General features: G+C 65.0%; 16 protein-coding genes, 1 other RNA gene and 2 pseudogenes. 9 read left to right on the top strand and 10 right to left on the bottom strand.

Annotation, left to right across the window (positions count from 1 at the left end; genetic code table 11):
• Nucleotides 1–18 precede the first annotated feature (18 nt).
• From CLV78_RS05520 to mbfA, 7 genes are all read right to left on the bottom strand, one after another.
• Entirely contained in the window at nt 19–462 is a 444-nt protein-coding gene (locus CLV78_RS05520; protein ID WP_106203803.1) for a TrgA family protein, read from the bottom strand.
• A gap of 299 nt (nt 463–761) precedes the next feature.
• A complete protein-coding gene (locus tag CLV78_RS05525) occupies nt 762–2,207 on the bottom strand; it encodes a cryptochrome/photolyase family protein (protein ID WP_106203804.1) in 1,446 nt (481 codons plus the stop codon).
• A gap of 118 nt (nt 2,208–2,325) precedes the next feature.
• Nucleotides 2,326–3,552, bottom strand: coding sequence for an aminotransferase class V-fold PLP-dependent enzyme (locus tag CLV78_RS05530; protein WP_106203805.1), 1,227 nt, complete (start codon nt 3,550–3,552; stop codon nt 2,326–2,328).
• Between the two features lie 79 nt (nt 3,553–3,631).
• A complete protein-coding gene (locus CLV78_RS05535; protein ID WP_106203806.1) occupies nt 3,632–5,272 on the bottom strand; it encodes a BCCT family transporter in 1,641 nt (546 codons plus the stop codon).
• Nucleotides 5,273–5,458: 186 nt separating this feature from the next.
• The gene (gene acuI / locus CLV78_RS05540; protein ID WP_106203807.1) at nt 5,459–6,445 is read right to left on the bottom strand and encodes an acryloyl-CoA reductase; all 987 of its coding nucleotides are present in this window, start codon (nt 6,443–6,445) and stop codon (nt 5,459–5,461) included.
• Nucleotides 6,446–6,492: 47 nt separating this feature from the next.
• A complete protein-coding gene (locus tag CLV78_RS05545; protein WP_342751798.1) occupies nt 6,493–7,188 on the bottom strand; it encodes a DinB family protein in 696 nt (231 codons plus the stop codon).
• 13 nt (nt 7,189–7,201) lie between these two features.
• Nucleotides 7,202–8,179 carry an iron exporter MbfA gene (gene mbfA, locus CLV78_RS05550; protein ID WP_106203808.1) on the bottom strand — a complete coding sequence of 326 codons (978 nt, stop codon included), beginning with the start codon at nt 8,177–8,179 and terminating at the stop codon, nt 7,202–7,204.
• A 72-nt stretch (nt 8,180–8,251) separates the two neighbouring features.
• Here mbfA and ssrA point away from each other — a divergent pair.
• Nucleotides 8,252–8,604: a transfer-messenger RNA gene (gene ssrA, locus CLV78_RS05555) on the top strand.
• 89 nt (nt 8,605–8,693) lie between these two features.
• Here the strand turns inward: ssrA and CLV78_RS05560 are convergent.
• Both CLV78_RS05560 and CLV78_RS05565 read right to left on the bottom strand, forming a co-directional pair.
• Entirely contained in the window at nt 8,694–8,873 is a 180-nt protein-coding gene (locus CLV78_RS05560; protein WP_211300952.1) for a hypothetical protein, read from the bottom strand.
• Between the two features lie 112 nt (nt 8,874–8,985).
• Nucleotides 8,986–9,448 (bottom strand): annotated as a pseudogene (locus tag CLV78_RS05565) (hypothetical protein); the annotation flags it as partial.
• A 752-nt stretch (nt 9,449–10,200) separates the two neighbouring features.
• Between CLV78_RS05565 and CLV78_RS05570 the strand changes: the two are divergent.
• Nucleotides 10,201–11,124, top strand: a complete 924-nt coding sequence (locus CLV78_RS05570) for an HNH endonuclease (protein WP_106203810.1) — start codon at nt 10,201–10,203, stop codon at nt 11,122–11,124.
• A 104-nt stretch (nt 11,125–11,228) separates the two neighbouring features.
• Here CLV78_RS05570 and CLV78_RS05575 read toward each other — a convergent pair.
• Nucleotides 11,229–11,519: pseudogene (locus CLV78_RS05575) on the bottom strand (transposase); the annotation flags it as partial.
• Between the two features lie 324 nt (nt 11,520–11,843).
• On the opposite strand from CLV78_RS05575, the gene CLV78_RS05580 reads away from it, so the two are divergent.
• The 7 genes from CLV78_RS05580 to CLV78_RS05610 are packed head-to-tail and all read left to right on the top strand — an operon-like array spanning nt 11,844 to nt 21,166.
• The gene (locus CLV78_RS05580) at nt 11,844–13,115 is read left to right on the top strand and encodes a hydroxymethylglutaryl-CoA reductase (protein WP_106203812.1); all 1,272 of its coding nucleotides are present in this window, start codon (nt 11,844–11,846) and stop codon (nt 13,113–13,115) included.
• Complete coding sequence (locus CLV78_RS05585) at nt 13,112–14,026, top strand: UbiA family prenyltransferase (protein WP_106203813.1); 915 nt, start codon at nt 13,112–13,114, stop codon at nt 14,024–14,026. Before CLV78_RS05580 ends, CLV78_RS05585 begins: the two co-directional genes overlap by 4 nt.
• A 3-nt stretch (nt 14,027–14,029) precedes the next feature.
• Nucleotides 14,030–16,486: a PEP/pyruvate-binding domain-containing protein gene (locus CLV78_RS05590; RefSeq protein ID WP_106203814.1), complete on the top strand. Its 2,457-nt coding sequence runs from the start codon at nt 14,030–14,032 to the stop codon at nt 16,484–16,486.
• Nucleotides 16,473–17,564, top strand: coding sequence for a BtaA family protein (locus CLV78_RS05595; RefSeq protein ID WP_106203815.1), 1,092 nt, complete (start codon nt 16,473–16,475; stop codon nt 17,562–17,564). Before CLV78_RS05590 ends, CLV78_RS05595 begins: the two co-directional genes overlap by 14 nt.
• Complete coding sequence (locus tag CLV78_RS05600; protein ID WP_106203816.1) at nt 17,564–18,895, top strand: hypothetical protein; 1,332 nt, start codon at nt 17,564–17,566, stop codon at nt 18,893–18,895. The genes CLV78_RS05595 and CLV78_RS05600 overlap by 1 nt, the downstream gene beginning before the upstream one ends.
• Complete coding sequence (locus CLV78_RS05605; protein ID WP_106203817.1) at nt 18,892–19,740, top strand: hypothetical protein; 849 nt, start codon at nt 18,892–18,894, stop codon at nt 19,738–19,740. Before CLV78_RS05600 ends, CLV78_RS05605 begins: the two co-directional genes overlap by 4 nt.
• Nucleotides 19,724–21,166 (top strand): AMP-binding protein, encoded by a 1,443-nt coding sequence (locus CLV78_RS05610; RefSeq protein ID WP_106203818.1) that lies wholly within the window; start codon nt 19,724–19,726, stop codon nt 21,164–21,166. Before CLV78_RS05605 ends, CLV78_RS05610 begins: the two co-directional genes overlap by 17 nt.
• Nucleotides 21,167–21,248 lie beyond the last annotated feature (82 nt).

A 21,248-nucleotide genomic window follows, 5' to 3' on the forward strand; every position in this document is an offset into this window, starting at 1 on the left:
GGTTCGGACCCGGTCGCCTCAGGCCCAACGTTCGTCGGCCCATTCCGCCAGGAACGCGGCGAGAACGCCGCCCGCGAGCAGCACAATGGGCACCTGAGGATCGCTTATCATCAGGCGGAAATACTCTGCAACGAGATCCATCATCCCGACAAGCGCGGCGGTCGGCCCCTCGTAGTGCATTTGCGTCGAACGTTCGACCATCTCGATCCCTGCCCAGATCACGAGCACGTAGAAAAGGATCACCGCAACCGTCCGCACACCGGATCCCGCGGCCGCGTAGTACCCCTTGCCGGCCAGCCGCCCCATGACCATCCAGCCACAGAGCAACCCGACGAAGGTGTTGACCGGGGTCAGCATGCCCGCATTCGTGCCTTCCGGCAGCAAGGGCTTGAACACCTCGGAGGCAAAGAAGGCCACGAGGGCAAATGCGATGGATGCAAAGAGCTTGGCGGCTGTGGGCATGGGAGCGTCTCTTCCGGGTCTGTCGTTCGGGTCGGCGGGTTAACCGTGTCCGAGTGACATCACAGCTTCCGGACGAAAATATGGCAACGCAGAAGCAGGGAAGCCCCCTTCATGCAGCGGTTGTGACCTTCCGGCCACGGTCCCGGCACCTGCGTCGCTCCACGCGCCTCGCGCCGCCATTCCTGCCTACCCGACCCGTTCTGCTAGCCCAAAGGCCACGGGCTGCCGGTCACGGCGTCGCATAACGTCGCGGTCCGTGCGGACTGCCCATCCAGCGATGGATTTTCGGGACGGCACCGCTAGCCGGCGGCACTGTCGCTCCCGGATCTGTCCCGGAAGCTTTCGTAGGCCGCAAGGGCCCGCGCACGCCCCTCTGGCAACCCTACCACCGGATCGGGATAGGCATCCTCGGGGGACATGTTCCAACTGCGTGGCAGCGCCTCGAAGACCTCCAGCGCCAAAGGCGACGGGTCCGGCGACATCTCGGCGATCCATGCAGTCGTGTACTGGCCTTGCGGGTCGAATTTCTGCTTCTGGGTCTCGGGATTGAAGATGCGGAAATAGGGCGAGGCATCCGGCCCGCAGCCTGCCACCCATTGCCAGCCCATCGCGTTCGAGGCCGCGTCAAAATCCACCAGATGCTCGGCAAACCAGCGTTCGCCGATGCGCCAGTCGGTCAGCAGGTGCTTTGTCAGGTAGCTCGCCGCGATCATGCGCGCCCGGTTGTGCATGGTCCCCGTCACCTGCATCTCCCGCATCGCCGCATCCACGAACGGCACGCCGGTGCGACCCTGTTTCCAGGCCAGAACCTCCGGCGTATCGCCGGACCTGTTCCACGGGAAATCCTCCCATTCCGGGCGCCAGCACCGGTCGGGCAGCGCCCCGTCATGAAACAGGAGGTGACCGGCAAAATCGCGCCAGGCCAGTTGGCGCAGGAAGGCACTGGCACCGGAATTGCCCGCCGCCTCCTCGGCCATGATCGCGTGCCAGCACTGGCGCGGGCTGATCTCACCCAGCGACAGCGCCGCACTGAGGCGCGACGTGCCGGGCGCGCCGGGAATATCCCGGCGGTCAGGATAGGCCGCCAGCCCGTCGTGGCGGAACTCCGACAGACGGTCAAGTGCCGCGGCCTCGCCCACGCGGACATGCCGCTCCAGAACCGCAGCGCCACGCTGCATCGCCCGCCCCAGCGCCCAGGCCTCCAGCGCCTCGCTCTCCGGCCAGACCTCGGGCGCCGGCAGGCGTGTCGGGGCCGACAGGGGCGCGGGGATCTCCTGCTGCTGAAGCGCGCGCCAGAACGGTGTGAAAACCCGGAACGGTGTTCCGGCGCCGGTCGCGATCTGCCAGGGGTCGACAAGATACTGACCGGAGAAGCTGCGCGCCTCGATCCCGAGCGCCTTGAGCGACTGCTTCACAACCTCGTCGCGTGCCCGTGCCGCAGGGTCATGAAGCCGGTTCCACATCACAGAAGTCGCCCCGGTCTCCGCGATCAGCGCCTTGAGGACCGTCATCACCGGACCGGATCGCAACACCAACCGCCCACCGACATCGCCCAGACGCCCCGACAGGGCATCCAGCCCCTGCCCGAGCCGCCACGACGGTGCGGCGCCTAGATTCTCGATCAGACCATCACGGATAAAGATCGGGATCAGCGGACGTCCCGTCTGAAGCGCGGCCTGAAGCGCGGCGTTGTCGTGAAGCCGCAGATCGCGGCGAAACCAGAGTAGGATCGGTGCGTGTGTCATGTCCCGGATCTAGCGCAGGAATTGCCGCGGGAAACCACCCTTCCCCGGAAGGTGCGGCGCCCGAAGCCGGAACTTCGCCGGACCGCAAATCTCCCCGGGGCGCGGCCACCCGCGCCGGTCAGAGCACCTTGTCGAGCGCGGCGAGAAGTTGCTCGATCTCCGCCTCGCTGGTGTAGTGCACGAAGGACAGCCGCAGCACTCCCCGCTCGGGCTCGATGCCAAGTGCTTCAAGCGGGCGCACACTGTAGAAGCTGCCTGCCCCGGCCATGATGCCATGCTGCGCCAGTTCCCGCGCCACCGGGGCGGGATCCCGGCCGAGGTCCACGGCGACAGTCGGCGCCCGCCGGGATGCATCCCGGGGACCGATCAACCGCACATCATGGCGGGCCGACAGATAGTCGAGAAGCGGTTGCCCGATGCGCGCCTCGTGGGCGCGCATCAGGTCATGCAGGACAGTCGCAGTCTCGGCCGGATCTGCCGCGGCGATTCCGTGATGTGCGGCCAGTGCGTCGTAGTAATCCGCGATACCGGCGCTGGCAGCGACCTGGGCATGGTCAGGGCCCGCCGGCGTGAAGCGCTTGTAAAGCGTATCCGCGTTGAAGAAATGCCCCTGGTTGGGCAGTTCGAAACCGAACTGGCGGCGGATCGTCATGATCCCCTGGTGGGGCCCGTAGGTCTTGTAGGCGGAAAACAGGTAGACGTCCGGACCCAGCGCCCCGATATCTGGCATTCCGTGCGGCGCGTAGGAGACCCCATCCACCACCGTGAAGGCCCCCGCTGCGTGGCACAGCGCGGTGATCGCCGTGACGTCGTTGATCTCGGCCACGACATTGGAGCAATGCGGGAAACAGACCAGCCGGACGTTCCCGTCCTCCAGCAACACGTCGAGATCGGTCGGATCGAGCGATCCCGTCTCGCTGTCCACCCGCCACTCACGCACTTCGATCCCCTCGTCGGCGAGCCGGCGCCAGGGGCCCGAGTTGGCCTCGTGGTCCTGATTGGTGACGACTATGGCCTCCCCCGGCGTAAGCCAGCAGCGCACCGCATTGGCCAGGACGTAGGTGTTCTGCGTGGTCGAGGGGCCGAAAGAGAGTTCGTCCGTCTCCACCCCCAGAAGCGCGGCAAGCCGGTCCCTCGCCTCGTCCATCTCCGCGCCCGCCGCCTCGGCCGCCGGGAAGGGGTGATAAGGTTGCACCTTCCGGGCGTGGTAAAATCGCGTCAGCCGGTCGATCACCTGCCGGCAGGTGAAGGAGCCGCCGGCATTCTCGAAGAAGGCCTGTCCCTTCAGCGAGGGTTCGGAAAAGGCGGGAAACTGTGCCCGCACGAAATCGATATCGAGTGTCATGGCGACAGTTGTCGCAAAAAGGCCCCGCCGCGCAAGCGCCGGGGCCGGATTTCTTTCGTGGGTTTCCCCAACGACAGGGCTACTTCGGCTCGCTCATCAACCCACGCAGAATTGCAACACACATCAGCAGAAGCACGAAGGCAAAGGGCAGCCCGGTGGAGATCACCATGGCCTGCAAGGCGCCCAGCCCACCGCCGAGCAGCAGCGCGATGGCAACCGCGCCTTCAAAGGTGCACCAGAACACCCGCTGCGGCACCGGGGCGTCGATCTTGCCACCGGCGGTGATCGTGTCGATCACGAGGCTGCCACTGTCCGAAGAGGTGACGAAGAACACGATCACCAGCACGATGCCAAGCGTCGAGGTGATCGCCGACATCGGCAGGCCCTCCAGCATCGCAAACAGGGAGATCGGCGGGTTGTAGCTGTCGATCACCTGCGCCTTCACGGCGCTGTTCTCGGGGTCGGACAGCACCTGCTCGATCGCGGCACCGCCAAAGACGGCCATCCAGAGGACACAGACGATCGAGGGGATGATCAGCACGCAGATGATGAATTCCCGCACGGTGCGACCACGGCTGACGCGGGCGATGAACATGCCGACAAAGGGCGACCAGCTGACCCACCAGGCCCAGTAGAAGGACGTCCAGCCTTCTACGTAGCCCGAATCCTCGCGCCCGACCGGGTTCGACAGGGGCACCAGCTCCGTAAGGTAGGTGCCGAAACCCGCGACGAAGTCGGAGAGGATCACCCCCGTCGGCCCGACGAACAACACGAACAGAAGCAGCACCGCGGCCAGCACCATGTTGATCTCGCTGAGGACCTTCACGCCGCCATCCAGCCCGCGCAGCACCGAGATCAGCGCCACGATCGTGATCAGCGTGATCAGGATCACCTGCACGTTCACGGAGTTCGTCACGCCAAAGACATGCTCAAGCCCCGCGTTGGCCTGCTGCGCACCGAACCCCAGAGATGTGGCGAGTCCGAAGAGCGTGGCAAAGACCGCCAGCGTGTCGATGATGTGCCCGGTCCAGCCCCAGACGCGCTCGCCGAAGATCGGGTAGAAAGCGGAGCGGATGGTCAGCGGAAGGCCCTTGTTGAAGGTAAAGAGTGCCAGTGCCAGCGCAACGACGGCATAGATCGCCCAGGGGTGCAGGCCCCAGTGGAAAATCGTTGCCGCCAGCCCCATGCGCCGCGCGGCATCCACGTTTTCCTCGATCAGGCTGCCGTCCTCTGCAAAGGGCGATGGCACGCCAAGCGGTTGCGATACCGCCATGTGGTACACAGGCTCCAGCACGCCGAAGAACATCAGGCCGATGCCCATCCCCGCAGCGAAGAGCATCGCGAACCAGCCAGCATAGCTGTAATCGGGCGTTGCATCCTTGCCGCCGAGGCGAATGCCGCCCCATGGGCTGACGACAAGGAACAGGCAGAACAGCACGAAGATGTTGGCCGCAGTGAGGAAGAACCAGTCGAACGTGCCGGTCAGCCACGGGCGCAAGGCCCCGAATGCCGCCGCGGCCTGATCATGAAACACGAGCGCGTAGAACACGAAGAGCACGATGGTGACGCCGGAAATCGCGAAGACCGGGTTGTGGATATCGAAACCGAACGGACCGACCGCGCCTTCGACGTTGTCCTGCCCGATCTCGTATTCGGTGTCGATGATCTCGACCGGCCCTTCCGGCTCCGGAATGCCCTGGGTCGTGGTTTCGTCCGTCATGGCTTGGCCTCCACTCGTTGCCGCAATTCAATCGCTGCCGGTCCGTGCTCTGGCGCAGGAACCGGCGTGTCGCAAGATCACTGTGGGAGCCAGCCTAGTAGAAACGAGCGAAAAAAACGACCGTGCCACGGATATTTGCGGCACGGTCGCGTTGAATGGCCACTGGCGGGCGGAAATCCAGACCGGTCAGGCGTTGACGTCGACGACCACGCGGCCACGCACCTGGCCCTTGAGTATATCCGCGCCCAGCTTCGGCAGGTCCGCGAGCGTGGCCTCGACCATCATCCCCTCCAGCTTGTCCATCGGCAGATCGCTGGCGATCCGCTGCCAGGCCTGCAGCCGGTTCTCGTAGGGTTGCATCACCGAATCGATGCCCAGCAGGTTCACCCCGCGCAGCAGGAACGGGATCACCGTCGCCGGGAGTTTCGCCCCTCCCGCGAGGCCGACAGCCGCCACCGAGGCGCCGTAGTTCATCTGCCCCAGAACGCGAGCGAGCATGGCGCCGCCGACCGCGTCGACACACCCCGCCCAGGTCTCCCGCTCCAGCGGGCGCTTCACGGTTTCGGCCAGCTCGTCGCGGGTAACGATCTTGGATGCGCCAAGATTGGCAAGGTATTGTGCCTGTTCGGGGCGCCCGGTAACGCCGGCCACCTCGTATCCGAGATTTCCGAGGATCGCCGTCGCGACCGAGCCGACACCGCCGGCAGCACCGGTGACAAGCACCTCGCCCTGCCCCGGTTTCAGCCCGTGCGCCTCCAGCGCCATCACCGCGAGCATGGCCGTGAAGCCTGCGGTGCCGACCGCCATGGCCTGCTTCGTGCTCAGCCCTTCGGGCAGCGGCACCAGCCAGTCGGCATCGACCCGGGCTTTCTCGGCATAGCCGCCCCAGTGCACCTCTCCGACGCGCCAGCCCGTCAAGACGACCTTGTCGCCGGGCGCATAGCGGTCATCCCCGCTGCTTTCCACGGTGCCGGCGAAATCGATTCCCGGAACATGGGGGTATTCGCGGACCAGACCGCCCCCGGGGCCCACGCACAGCCCGTCCTTGTAATTGACGGTCGAATAGTCGACCGCGACGGTGACATTTCCCGCCGGCAAGCGGCCCTCGTCGATTTCCTGGATGGCGGCGCTGGTGCTGCCATCCTCGGCCTTTTCCACGATCAATGCCCGCATCGGGTGCTCCCTGGTTGATGGCCCGCAACGCGGGGCCGGTCACGTCGTCATTCCTCCGGCATGAACACGAGATCCGTGGCTGCCGTCTCCGCCCCCGCCGCTGTCAGCATCGCATGGACCTGACCGCGGTGGTGTGTCTGGTGATTGAACATATGGGTCACGCAGGTTGCAATGGGCTTCACGATGTCTTTCCCCTGCAATCCCGAATACCAGACCAGATCCCCACGCAAGTTGGCCGGCCTCAAGCGCTGCGCCCACAGCCGTATCCGGCCATCCGCACGGGCGCGGTCGCCCGCCCAGCAGGCCAGCGTGGGACACAACGACAGGTTCTCGGTCATCGAGCCTGCGGGGGCCTCCCACCCCGCCAGTCGGGACATCCAGAGCCGGTCGGCCCAGAGCAGGTGATTGAGCGTGGCGAGGATCGAGCCGAAAAAAGCGCCGCGGTCCCGCGTGAGCGCATCGCTGTCCAACGCCGCCGCCGCCGCGCCCAGCGCCGTGTTCTGCCACTCGTTGTAGCGGGCCATTTCCCTGACAAACTCGACCGAGACCATCGCGCAGGCTCCCTCAAGACTGGTATTCGCGCGGATATTTCGAGCGGGCGCAGCGCCGATGTCAACGGTTTTGCCGCAGGGCAGCATGGGCAGGCCGGGAACAGCGCGGCATCGGGTGGCAGGCACCGACCGGCCAAGCTCACGCTCTCCGCAGAGGAACCGCAGCATCGTGGACGCCGGACGGCCCGACAAGCGCGCTCCTGCTCTACCCGCTGCCGATCAGGATCCCCGCCGCCAGGACAAGACCGCCGCCGAGAACGACCTGCAACGCGGCTCTCCAGAAAGGTGTCTGCATGAACCGGTTCTGGATCCAGGCGATAGCCCACAGCTCGATGAACACGACGACCACCGCGATCGTGGTCGCGGTCCAGAAATCCGGGATCAGGTAGGGCAAGGCATGGCCCAACCCGCCAAGCGTCGTCATCACGCCGGACGCAATCCCCCGTTTGACCGGGCTGCCCCGGCCCGACAATTCACCGTCGTCGGAGGCAGCCTCCGTGAAGCCCATGGAGATCCCGGCGCCGACCGAGGCCGCAAGTCCGACCAGGAATGTGCTCCATGTGTCGCCAGTAGCAAAGGCCGCCGCGAAGATCGGCGCAAGGGTCGACACCGAGCCATCCATCAACCCGGCAAGCCCCGGCTGCACCCAGGTCAGGATGAACTGGCGCCGCTCGTGGTGGTCTTCCTCTGCGAGGGCCTCGTCGGTCAGGTGAAGCTGTGCCAACTCACCTGCCCTTTTCTCATGTCCGGCTTCCGCCGCGGCCAGATCCCCCAGCAGGCGCCGCGTTTCCGCGTCCGTCACACGGGTTGCGGCCTTTTCGTAGAAACTGCGGGATTCGTACTCCATCTCCGACAGGATCTCCCGAACCCGCGACAATGACAGTTGATCGAGCAGCCATTCCGGCTTCCGGTCGTAGAATCCGGCAACGTGGGCGCGGCGTATGAGTGGAATGGACTGGCCGAAACGGATTCGGTAGAGCGCAATCAGGCTCTGGCGATGCCGGTCTTCCTCCGCCGCCATGTCCATGAACATCGCCGCCGTAGACGGATAGTCCTTTTGCAGGCGCGCCGCGAAATTGCGGTAGATCCGCCCGTCGTCTTCCTCCGAAGAAATTGCAAGCGCGAGGATTTCCGCCTCCGAAAGATCACGGAAATGCATCTTGTTCGACAGGAATGCGGGCATGGAGACCTCACCCAAAGCTGTGTTTGAAATACACCTACAAAATGGATGCGCAGAAGAAAACGCTACCTGTTGCCGCTTGAACCGCGCCGACAATGCGCCTAGATTTGATATGTTCCCTCGGGAACTATGGCGATAAACGCGCTCGTAATAAGCGGCTCGGACCCGGGGGCGGTACCCGGCGGCTCCACCAAACATCCCTTGTTGGGGGATCATGGGGCCGAAATAGGATCGACGGACGTCTAAAGGGGTTAGCTTTCGCTCGGTGAGGTACCACCGTTACCGGTCCGTTATGCATAATTGCCAACAACAATCATGCTCCGGTGGCCGTCGCTGCTTAATGCAGTTGACCAAAACCGAAATTTAAGCCCAGTCCTCTAGCAAGGGCTGGCGGGGTTCGCAGGCACCTGGCAACAGAAGCCTGCACTACTCCCCACAAGCGATAGTTTTCATTGACTTAGTAAACTAGATAGCTGGTGCAATCGGACCATTTGCAGACCCGGACCCCAGCTAGTCGCTAGCGGCGATCCTTCTTCCTGGGGATGTTCGGGAGCGGCTCTTCGGCGTCGATCTGCGCGCTTTCCCGTTCGCCCGCCTCCGCCGATGTCGTGTAGTACTCCAGCCGGATTCGCCACGCCCGCATCCGATCGCGGACGAGCTCCTTGATCTCGTCATCCAACTGGCGGTTCAGGGCCATCTGGCGATACACAGTCAGGGCCACAGTCGCGAGCAGAGTCCGCGAGTGCAGGTCCAGCAGGCTCTGTTGCACAAATCCGATGACGGTCGGACTTCCCCTTTCCCAAACAGACTTATCCCTTGGCCTCAGCGACAGGTGTGCCGAGGGCGGTATAGCCGTTGAGCACGGCAATTCGGACCTGTAGTTCGGGAACCTGGCGGTCAAAGTCCCGCGCCATGAGGCGTTGTCCCAGATATTTCACGCAATGCATCCACGGACCGGCAGTGGTTTGCTTGCAAACGATGAGAGCGACCCACGCTGCTGCTGGTGACCTCGACAACCCTGACCTCCAGCGTTTCTTCGTTGATCCGGAGGTGAATCTTGCGCCAGATCCGCCGTTTCCGGCCACCCGCTGCCCGGCAGTCGAAACGCAGTTTCGATGAGAGGGAGGTTTGCGGGCGTTCCATTCGCCTTCACCCTCAACCTCTAACCCGGTGCTGTCCGCAACCCGGCTGGGTATTGTACAGCAATGCCCGAGAGGAGATCAGCAGGGGCCCCTTCGAAACGCGATATGGGATGTTCACCGCCAGTGTTCGAGTGAGCTTTCGCGGCCCCACAGGGGCCACGGTCCCTGCCTAACCGATGTTTGAGGTTATATTTTTTGCCTCTCGCGGTTGCGGATTTGAGCGCGGAACTCCTGTGTTCGACCTCGCGGTCGCGAGCCTTTCGCAACTGTAATTTGCTAGGAGTGGCAGTCCGTAGGGGAATCTGAGCAGGCGTTCAAAGGCCATTAAATATGGCTCCAGGTGTCCCACGGACCATCGAATGCGGTGTAATGAGATCAATGGCTTGGAATGGCCGTGCCCCACGGCTGCCTGACGACGTTGCGAAGAGGAAGGTCGCCATTGTCGTGGAGTAGCATCGCGATCGGAGCAGATGCCTCCGTCTTGCGATTGCTATGACCGGAATAGACGAAGCCCCGAAGCCTGCGTGGCATTCTGGTCTTCTCGTCAGATCGGCCCTAGAAGCGGACGGTGTCAACTTTTTGTTTCGATGACGGGCGATAGGAGCTCTATCGGAGCTCCCTGAGAAGTCAGGGTCACGGCAATTTCCCTCGGGACCTTGTTCTCACTGTGTCTGTTCAGCCCACCGCATCGTGCTCACCCCGGATGAAACGGCCCAGCACGGCTTCGCCGCCCGGATTGAAACCGACTTTGCGTCGCTCCTCGCCTCGGAACTGTCCGCAGAACTCGGAACGACTTCCGCCCATCTCGATTGCCGACGGTCGCGCCGGTTATACCGCACGGAAAAGGCTTGCGTTTTTGCGTGCAGGCGCTTTCCTGGCGACATGGCGAAACTGGTTCTCTTACACAAGGCAGACTCGATTTACGAGGATGAGCCGGACCGCGTCTACGATTTCCCCAAGAACTACCTGAAAGCCATTGAGGCCGCCGTAGGAGACTGGGTCGTCTACTACGAACCGGTTAAGGCGGGGCCTCGAGGGTATTTTGCCGTTGCGAAGATCTCGCAGGTCATCCCGAAGCCGGGAACGGAGGGGCGCTTTCTTGCCCTGATCGCGCCAGGCACCTTTCTGCAATTCGACAGTGAGGTTCCACGTTTGCTTAACGGCCGACCGCTCGAAGCCGCGCTCACCGAACCCGATGGAACACCCAAGCGCGGAGGCCTCGTCCAAAGCGCAGTGCGGGTCCTGCCCGAGCAGGAGTTCGCCAGGATCGTCAGCCTCGGCCTTCCGGAGAACCTCATCGATATGGAGGCCACCCGTTACGACCCACCCGGAGACCACATCCTGGAACCGGCGGCGACATTCGAGCGACCTGTTCTGGAACGCCTGACGCGCCGCCCCTATCGCGATGTCGCCTTCCGTCGGAAAGTCCGCGCAGCCTATGACTACCGCTGCGCCATGTCCGGGCTCCGATTGCGCAATGGCGGTGGCCGGCCTGAAGTTCAGGCCGCCCACATCCGGCCAGTGGAGCATCAGGGCAGCGATTCCGTCCGAAATGGACTTGCCCTCTCCGGAACCCTGCACTGGATGTTCGACCGTGGTCTCATGTCGGTGGCAGATGATTGCCAGACGATCCTGGTCTCCCGCAACAAGGTCCCCGGAGAGGTCGTGGATCGTCTCCTGTCCCCGACCGGCAAGCTGCTCACACCGGAGGACCCGCGAAACATGCCGCACCCGGAGAACCTCCGCTGGCACCGCGAGAACGTGTTCGGCAATGTGCAATCTGACGAACCCGCCCCCTGGGAGTAGGTGCGATCGGGGCACCTGACCGGAAGCGCCATTCACCTGCAATCTCGAAAAAAATCTCGTTGCTGGAAGTGCAAACAACGCTCGAGCGTTGGTCCCGTCTCACTCCGACGCCTGCACAGGGCGCTGTAGTTCGGCACCGGCCAGTCGAGGCCGATCAATCTCAACAGGTTGCCGACGAACACGCCTCGCCAATGATTCTCGGACCAGTGGCGCTCCCATGGCTCAATCTGGCGCAAGGCCATCCCGTACAAGACCTTCATCGTTGGACAAGTCTGAACCGCGGCGTCGGCGTATGTCTTCTGTCGACCGAGGTTGCCAGTCGGCAAGGCACCCCACGACATCTCGAGGTCGAACAAGGTTGTTGGAGATCCGCGCTCAACAAGTTCGCTCGCCATTGTGCTCGAACCAAGCGTTCTCTGAGGGCAGGTACGAACCCGGAACGCCAGTGCTGGTCGCATCCGATCGTCTGGCCCGATCCGATCGAGTTCGAGAACTGCACCACGGAGCCCATCATGCTTTCGTCCAGTTGCGCGGACGTGTTGTACACGATCAGTTCCCTGACCTCGATCCCCGGATCATAGACCGCCTTCAAGGCGTCGCCCGGGCGGAAACAGCCTTGGCGCGAGAGACGGATTGTCTGGCTCCGATCCGAGTTGTACGCTCACCTTGGAAACCCGGCGTGCTGATTGTTGCCCGCCTGGCTGGCGGAGTTTTGAGTTTTGATTGTCCCGAACCATGTACTCGAAATGCTCAAACGGGTGCGTGCGTTGTATTATCAGGATGGCCGCGAAACCCGCATGCTGCCCGACGATGCGGCGCATTCCCCGTTCCGCGGCGCGCAATCGGCTTCGGCGGCATCGATCACCGGGTTGTGGGAAGCGCTGCGCAACCAGGGCAAGGCCCGGGGGCGAAGCCAGTCCATTCTGGCGGATCCCGAGACGCTGGCGAATGCCGAGACCTACTCCGGCAATATCGAGAACATGATCGGCACCGTGAAGGTGCCCGTCGGTGTGGTGGGGCCGCTGCGCGTGCGGGGTCTGCATGCCGATGGCGACTTTCATCTGCCGCTGGCCACGACCGAGGCTGCACTTGTCGCGTCCTACGGGCGCGGGGCCCTCGCCGCCACACGGTCCGGCGGCATCAGCACCGCGGTTCTCTATGAAGGCGTGCTCCGGTCCCCGGCTTTCGTCTTCGACAGCCTGTTGAACGCGGGGCGTTTCGTCGACTGGGTGGTCACACAGGTCGACGACCTGCGCGCCGCGGCCGAGGCAACAACCGCCCACGGTCGGCTCGTCTCGCTGGAGCCGATCATCGACAACAATGTCGTGTTCCTGCTCTGCCGCTTTACGACCGGCGAGGCGGCCGGACAGAACATGGTGACCATCGCAACCGATGCCCTTTGCAGGAAGGCCGTTGACGATTGCCCTGCCAAACCGCTGCGATGGTATGTCGAGGGCAATTTCTCCGGCGACAAGAAGGCGACATCGCTCGGGACGCTGACCGGGCGCGGGCGCAAGGTCAGCGCCTCGGTGACACTGCCCGAGCAGGTTGTGCAAAAGGTGCTGCGGACGGACATCGACGCGATGCTGGACTATGGTCGGGTCGCGGGGCTTGGTGCGCTGCTCTCAGGCCAGTTCGGAGCTCAGGCCCACTATGCCAACGCGCTGGCAGCCTTCTATATCGCCACCGGCCAGGACGCCGCCTGCGTGGCCGAGAGCGCGGTGGGGTTTACGCGGATCGAACGCCGCGAGGACGGCCTGTTCTGCTCTGTCACCTTGCCGAATATCCTCGTAGGAACGGTCGGCGGGGGGACCGCATTGCCAAGCCAACGCGCCGCACGAAGTCTTCTCGGCCTCGAGGGGCCGGGCAGCGCGGCGGCGCTGGCAGAGGTCACCGCGGCGCTCTGCCTGTGTGGAGAGATATCCATCGTGGCCGCCATGTCCGCTGGCCATTTCACCTCTGCCCACCGCAAGCTGGCCCGCACGCGATGAGCACGGGGCTGGCACGGCGTCTCTGGATCTATCAGGCGGAACGGTTCCCACTCGCCCGAACGGTGCCCCTGCTTGCGGTCTTCTCCGCCGCAAGCATCAATGTCTCGGCGATGCTCTCAGGACGTCCGCTGCCCGGTCCCCTCGCCTACCTGGTCGCGGCACTGCTGGCGCTCGGCATCTTCTTCCAGATGCGGGCCTGCGACGAGGCCAAGGATCTGGAGGACGACCGCCGCTATCGCCCGGAACGCCCCATCCCGCGCGGATTGGTGAGCCTTCGCACCGTGCTCGCGCTCGCGGCGGGCGTGGGAATCGGGATGCTGGCACTCGCATGGTCGTGGAACATGGCGACGCTGGGCTTGCTGTGCCTGAGTTGGGGCTGGCTGGCCCTGATGACGGTCGAGTTCGGCGTGCCGGACTGGCTCAAGGCACGCCCGATGACCTACCTCCTGAGCCACATGCTGATCATGCCGCTGATCGACCTGCTGCTGACCGGGATCGAGTGGACCGCAGCCGGGGCAACGCCCTCCCCGGCGCTCGGACTGTTCCTTGCGTTGAGTTTCGTCAATGGCTGTGTGCTGGAGATCGGCCGAAAGGTCTGGGCACCGGTGAACGAGCGCGACGGCGTGGAGACCTATTCCGCGCTTTGGGGGCCCCAGCGTGCGGCGCTGATCTGGTTGGCAACCGTAGTCGTGGGCTTTCTCCTGTTGGCCGCTCTCGGGCGGGCGCTTGGCGCTGCCGTGGCCGTCACAACCGTCGGCGGGATCGGGGTTGTGATGGTCGGCATGTGCGCGATGCGGTTCCGGGCCAATCCTGATCCGGTTTGGCAAGGGCGCGTGGACATGGCCTCCGGGCTTTGGGTACTGGTGTGTTATCTTGCGGCCGGTTTCCTTCCCCTGGCATTCGGAAGGTAAAACATGAATCTTGTCTTGCAATCCACTGAAATAACGCTGGAAACCGCAGGCGGAAAAGGTGCTTCCCTGCACCGGCTTGCGGCTGCCGGTTTCGACGTTCCGGCCTTCTTCGTGGTCTCGGCAGAGGCATGCAGGCACCACGATGGTCGCGTCGTCCCGCAGCCATACCTGGCGGCGGCCCTCTCGAATGCACTCGACCAACTGGGGCCCGGCCCCTACGCGGTGCGGTCCTCCGGTCGGGCCGAGGATGGTGCGGCTCACAGCCACGCCGGGCAGTTCCAGACACGGCTCGACGTGCCTGCCTCCGGCGTCGGGGCAGCAATTGCAGATGTCTGGGCATCGGGGTTTTCCGAGGCGCTGGACAGGTACCGGGAGGCAACGAATGCAGCCCCGGCCGAGGCGCCAGCGATCATCGTGCAACAAATGGTGCCGGCCCGTGCCGCAGGCGTCGCCTTCTCCGCCGATCCGGTCACCGGCCTTCGGGACCGCCGGGTCATCTCGGCCATTTCCGGACTGGGCGAGGCGCTGGTCTCCGGCGAGGCCGACGGCGAGGACTGGCAGGTCGCCACCACCGGCGACATGCTCGCAAGCCCCACCGCGCCAACGGTCCTCACGACCGAGGAAGTCGTGGAGATCGCCGCCCTCGCCGCCCGCACGGAGGCGTTTTTCGGCACGCCACAGGACATTGAGTGGGCGATTGACGACACCGGGCTTCACCTGTTGCAATCCCGCCCGATCACGACGCCGCTGCGCCCGCAACCGACGCCGGACAATACCCTGATCGTGCTCGACAATTCCAACATCGTGGAAAGCTACCCGGGCATTGTCAGCCCGCTCACCTACAGTTTTGCCTGTTTCGTCTACGGCCGAGTCTACCGGGCCTTCGTGGCGCTACTCGGGGTCGGCCCGGCCGAGGTCAACGCCAATGCGCCTGTCTTCGACAATCTGCTCGCGCGGGTTGACGGGCGGGTCTACTACAACCTCGGCAACTGGTACCGTGCGCTGGCGCTGCTGCCCGGGTTTTCTCGCAATCGGGACCACATGGAAACCATGATGGGCGTCGACGAGCCGCTTCCGTCCGAGTTGCGCGACACCATCGGGCCGCCACCGGCCACCGGGATGAAACGGCTCGCCGAAGCGGTTCGAACCCTGCGCGTGACGGCGGGCCTCGGTTGGGCCGCCCTTCGCCTGCCGGTCACGAAACGGCGGTTCGAAACACGGCTGCAGACGGCACTTGCCACTGGCAAGGCGCCAGACCGCGCCAACCTCACTGAACTGGCCGCGACCTGGCGCGCCATCGAGGCAGACCTGCTCGACCGTTGGGATGCCCCCCTGATCAACGATTTCCTCTGCATGATGGCCTTCGGCGCCTCTCGCAAGCTGCTGGAGGCCTGGGCCGGACCAAAGGGCGTGGCGCTGCACAATGACGTCATGATCGGTCAGGGCGATATCGTCTCTGCCGAACCGTCAAGGCGGATCGCGGAGATGGGCCGGATGGTGGCCTCGGCCGGTCTGGCGGGTAATCTCGTCCGTGATGGCCGCGCGGCCCTCGCCGGGCATCCGGATATCGAAACGGCCTTCGACGCCTATATCGCGCGGTTCGGCGATCGGTGCACACAGGAGCTGAAGCTGGAATCGATCACACTGGACGAAGATCCGACGCAACTCCTTGCGGCGATCGCGGCTAGCGCGGCGCGTCCCGCGGCCCCGGCGGCCGACCGTGCGGAGCCCGACTGGAACGCGGTGATACCCGACCGGCCGGGCCGGCGCCGGTTGGCGCGCTGGATCACCGGCTATGCGAGGGCCCGCGTGCGCGACCGGGAGAACTTGCGGTTCGAACGGACCCGCATCTTCGGCCACGCGCGGCGTGTGTTCCTCGCCATGGGGCGCGAATTCTGGGCCTGCGGACGGCTGGACGCGCCGCGGGACATTTTCCACCTGACCGTCGACGAGGTTCTGGGAGCGATCGAGGGCAATGCCCTGTCGACCGACCTTCGCGCGATTGTCGCGTCCCGCCAGGCGGACCACCGGCGGCACGAAGACCGGCCCGACCCGCCGGAACGGCTTGTCGGGCACGGGGCGGCGACGCTGGTGAGAACGCGCCCGGGCGAGGAACCGCCAGCCGAAACCGGCGATGCACGGATCGGCACCGGCTGCTCCGCCGGTCGCGTGACCGCGCCGGCACGGGTGGTCCGCGACCCTCGGGTGGAGCACCTCGCCTCCGGCGAGATCCTCGTCGCCCGAAACACCGATCCAGGCTGGATCGCCGTCTTTTCCAATGCCGCAGCCATCGTCGTCGAACGCGGCTCGTTGCTGTCGCATTCCGCCATCGTCGCGCGGGAACTGGGCATTCCCTGCGTGGTCGGCATCAAGGGGGCGACAGACTGGGTGCCTGACGGGGCCCGCCTGACGGTCGACGGGGAAACCGGAGAGGTTCGGCTGGCCGATGACACGCAATGACATAGCCGACCGCGCCCGTTTCGATATCATCCGATACGCCCAGCTCTGGGAGGATGCGGACGTTCTCGTCGCCGCGATGCACCCCGGATCCGGACAGCGCTTCCTGTCGGTCTGCTCAGCGGGTGACAACGCACTGGCGCTATTGACGCTGGACCCAGAAAAAGTCACGGCGGTCGATCTGTCGGTGGCGCAACTCGACTGCCTGCGCCTGCGGATCGGTGCCATGCGGGCGCTGGAGCAGCCGGAATTCCTCGAACTCATGGGATCACGTCCAAGCGACCGCCGCGGGGTGCTGCTCGACCGGGCGCTTGCCGAACTGCCCGAAGAGGCACGTCTGCGGTGGGGGAATCTGCGCCCCGAGGTCGTGGCCCACGGAGCGGGTGGCGTTGGCCGGTTCGAACGGTATTTCCGGATCTTCCGGAAACGGGTTCTGCCGCTGGTGCATTCGCGCCGAACCATCGACGATGTCTTTGTCGCGCGACCACCGGCCGAACGTGCGCGGTTCCTCGACGAGCGCTTCGTCACCTGGCGCTGGACGCTCATGCTGCAACTCTTTTTCTCTCGGTTCACAATGGGACGGATGGGCAGGGACAAGGCATTTTTCGATCATGTGGAGGGATCGGTGGCCGAGCACGTGGCGCGCCGGATCCGCCACGCAGGCGTGACCTGCGACCCCGCGGAGAACCCGTACCTGCACTGGATCCTCAAGGGCGGACACGGCGCGGCGCTGCCTATGCCGTGGCGCCCGGAGCAATACGAGATCATCCGGAACAGGCTGGAGCGAGTGGAACTCGTGCATGGACCGCTGGAGGCCTGCGGCAACACGCCGGTCGATGGTTTCAACCTGTCGGACATCTTCGAGTACATGTCCCCCGCAGCCTCCGAAGCAGCCTATACGCAGCTTCTGGCCCGTGCGACGCCGGGCGCGCGGCTTGTCTATTGGAACATGATGGCGCCGCGCCGGGTGCCGGAAGCGCTGGCAGACAGGGTCACGACCCTCTCGGATCTGGAGGATACGCTCAAGCAACAGGACAAGGCCTTCTTCTACTCCGATTTCGTGATCGAGGCGGCGCGGTGATGGCAGTGCTGGGACCAGTGGTGATGGCCGCCCTGTCGATCGCGGTGCTGCTGTGGGTCATGGCGCAGGTGCGCCGAAATGCGGAGGTGAACGGCTGGAGTGCCGAGGTGCAGCGCAAGATCATCCACGTTGCCACCGGACTCTACGCAATCTGCCTGCCTATCCTGTTTGCGGAGGACTGGCCTGTCTATCTTCTGCTCGGCCTGACGGTCGTGGCGATGGCCGCGATGCGGCTGCCGGCACTGCGCTCCAGTGGCGCGAGCGCCGCGCTGCATTCGGTCGACCGCCAGTCCTACGGGGATTTCCTGCTCGCGGCAGCGGTGGCGCTGGTCTTCCTGCTCAGCCACAGGGATCCGCTGCTCTACGTCCTGCCGCTCGCGGTCCTGACGCTGGGCGATGCCGCCGCGGCGCTGGCAGGCAGCGCCTATGGCAAGCGGTTCTTCGCTGTCGAGGACGGGCATAAGAGCCTTGAGGGCAGCGCCGTGCTGTTCCTGGTGACGGTGATCCTTTCGATGACCTGCCTGCTGCTGTTGTCGGAGATCCCGCGCGTCAATGTCGTGATCCTTGCCTTCCTGATCGCGACCTTTTCCACGTTGGTTGAGGCCGACAGCTGGCGCGGTTTCGACAACCTGTTCCTGCCGCTCGCGGTGCTGATCATCCTGCGCGAGCACGCGACGGGCAGCACGATGGACCTGGCGATTCTGTTCACCACCTACCTCTGCGCACTGGTCCTGTTTCATGCAGCCGCCCGCCAGTTCGGCATGACCAACCATGTCGCGCGGGTCTACCTGGCGGCAATCTTCCTGTTGCTGTCGGTCACCGCCACGCAAAACGTCGTGTTTTGCGTTCTGATGTTGTTGCTGCACCTCGTGGCCGAGCGAAAGGCGCCCAGCGCCAGCGCACACCCCGAACTGGATGCGGTGACGACGCTGGCGGTGCTGAGTTTTGGCTGGCTGGCCGCAGGCAACGCGACGGGGTTCAACGCGCTTGACGCGTTCGGAGCGTGCCTTGCCGGGGTCTGCATGGGGCTGGCGATGCTGGCAATGTCAGGTGAAAGCGTCCGGCTGCGCATGGCGGTCTTCCTCGGGCTTGGCCTCGCGATGCCGCCGCTCTGGATCTGGCTGATGGGCTTCAACCCGCCGGAGAAACACTGGATTCCCCGGGCCGGGTGGATCATGGCTGCCAATGTCGGGCTGGTGGGTCTTGCCACGCTTTCCCGGCCCGCCGCCTTTGGCCGCCACCGAATGACCCGGATCGGCGCGCTGGCTGTCCTGGCGCCGGCGTTTGCCTATGCCACATACGCCGCAACTTTCGAGGGAGGATTGCCGTGACACAGGCCTTCAACCAAGGAACTGCCAGCGTGACGTTGTTTCCCGAAGCACCGGACTGGGACGGTGCGCCGACGATGGCCTTGGGCAAGTTCACCTGCAAGTCGGCCGAGGATGGCGCGACGGTTCTGACCGAGGCAAGCGAAGCGGCCCGCCGCGCGGGCGCCCGCAGACTCCTCGGTCCTATGGACGGCACAACATGGAACAGCTACCGGCTGGTGATCGAAAGCGACGGCTCCGCGCCATTCCTGATGGAACCGACCTCCGGCCCGTCGGACATTGCGGCCTTCGAGGGGGCCGGGTTTGCCCCGATCGCCCGGTATTTCTCCGCCGGGGTCGCGCTCGCCGACATGCGCAACCCACCTCCCGGGGAGACCGACATAGAGGTCGCGCCGTGGGACGGCACCGACCCGGAGGCGCATTTCTCGCAGGTCTACGACCTGTCCCTTTCAGCCTTTGCGGGCAATGCCTTCTACACGCCGATCTCGCGCGAGGCCTTTCTGGGCATGTACCTCCCCTACGTGCCGGTTCTCCGAAAGGAGTTCGTCCTGTTTGCCCGCAACGCCCGGGGCAGCCTCGTGGGATTTCTCTTCGGCATTCCGAACTACGCGGCCGGTCCGAGCCCGGATGCGGTCATCCTCAAGACCTACGCCAGCCTGCAACATGGCGCCGGGCAGGCACTGGCGCACGCCTTTCACCACGCGGCGCTTGATGCCGGTTTCACAACGGCGATCCATGCGCTGATCCACGAGACGAATACCTCCGCACAGCGAAGCGCACAGCTGGGTGCCCATGTGTTCCGTCGCTATGCACTGATGGGAAGGCGGCTCGATGACGACGCTGGTTGAGGCCTTCGCTGCGAGGGTGGCCCACAGCCCCGACGCCCCGGCGATCCTCGATCCCTCGGGCGACGTCACGACCTATGCCGCGCTCGACCGCCGCTCCTCCGCTTTCGCAGCGCGGCTCGGGTCCCGTGGTTTGCAAAAGGGGGACCGGGTTTTGGTGGCCGCGCCCGTCACCGCAGATCTCTACGTGATCCTGGCCGGGATCTGGAAAGCAGGGCTGGTGGCGGTTTTTCCCGAACCGGCGATGGGTCTGCAGGGGTTACTGCATGCCGTGCGCACGACCCGCCCTGCGGCGCTCGCCACTGCGGGGCCCTACTGGTTGCTACGCCTGTTGCCCGTGCTCTGGCGTGTGGCCTTGCTGAGAGTTGAACATGCCGGGCCGGAGACCTGCCGCCCTGTCGATCTCGAGCCCGGCGACCCGGCACTGATTTCCTTCACCTCCGGGTCCAGCGGCGTGCCCAAGGGCATCCAGCGCAGTCACGGCTTCCTGATGGCACAGAACGCGGCCGTGGCGCCGCTGCTCGCCTCGGATCGGCCGGAGCGCGATCTTGTCGGGTTCCCGGTCTTCGTGCTGGTCAACCTTGCAGCCGGGCGCTGCTCCGTTCTGCCCAACTGGCCCCTGACCCATCAGGACCGTGCGGACGCAGGGGCACTCCGCGCGTGGATGATCCGAAGCGGCGCGAACCGCCTTCTGCTCCCGCCTTCGATCTGCGAAACGCTGGCGCAAACCGGCGTGCCGCCGCAGGTCACGACGATCTTCACCGGTGGCGGGCCCGTCTTCCCCGATACCATCCAGCGCCTTTTGGCGGGACGGCCGGACCTGCGGATTGTGGCGGTCTATGGCTCGACCGAGGCCGAACCGATTGCGGAGATCGGGACGGAGGCGATTTCCGACGCCGACTGGGCCGAGATGGAGGCCGGCGGCGGGCTCCTTGCCGGTCCCCCGGTGCCCGGCATCGCGCTGCGCCTCGTGGACGGAGAGATTCAGGTCGCCGGAGAGCACGTCAACAACGGCTATATCGACCCGGCACAGGATGCGGGCCGGAAGATCCACGAAGACGGGCGCGTCTGGCACCGGACCGGCGATGCCGCTCGGCTCGACGACCGGGGGCGGCTGTGGCTTCTGGGCCGATGGCAAGAAGGGGGGCTCTCGCACCCGATGCCGCTTCAAGTGGAAACCGCGGCCCGCCACTGGCCCGGGGTGCGCCGGGCGGCGCTTGTCCGCCAGCACAGCAAGCCTGACGTGCTGGCAATCGAGGGCGACCCGCACCAGATCGAAGACTGGCGCCGGACCGCCCGGGCGCATGGCGTGGACCGGGTCGTGTGTGTCGAGCACATCCCCATGGACCGGCGACACGCTTCCAAGGTTGACGAAAACCGACTCCGCCGTCGGCTCGCACGTCAGATCGGGACCGGCGGAGCGGCATAGCCGGCATCTCGCGCGCGCGACATGGCAAGAACAGCACTGATCGAGGGGCTTTGGTGCAGCGGCGGCTTCGGCCTAAAGGGGC

Source organism: Aliiruegeria haliotis (assembly GCF_003003255.1).
GTDB lineage: Bacteria > Pseudomonadota > Alphaproteobacteria > Rhodobacterales > Rhodobacteraceae > Tropicimonas > Tropicimonas haliotis.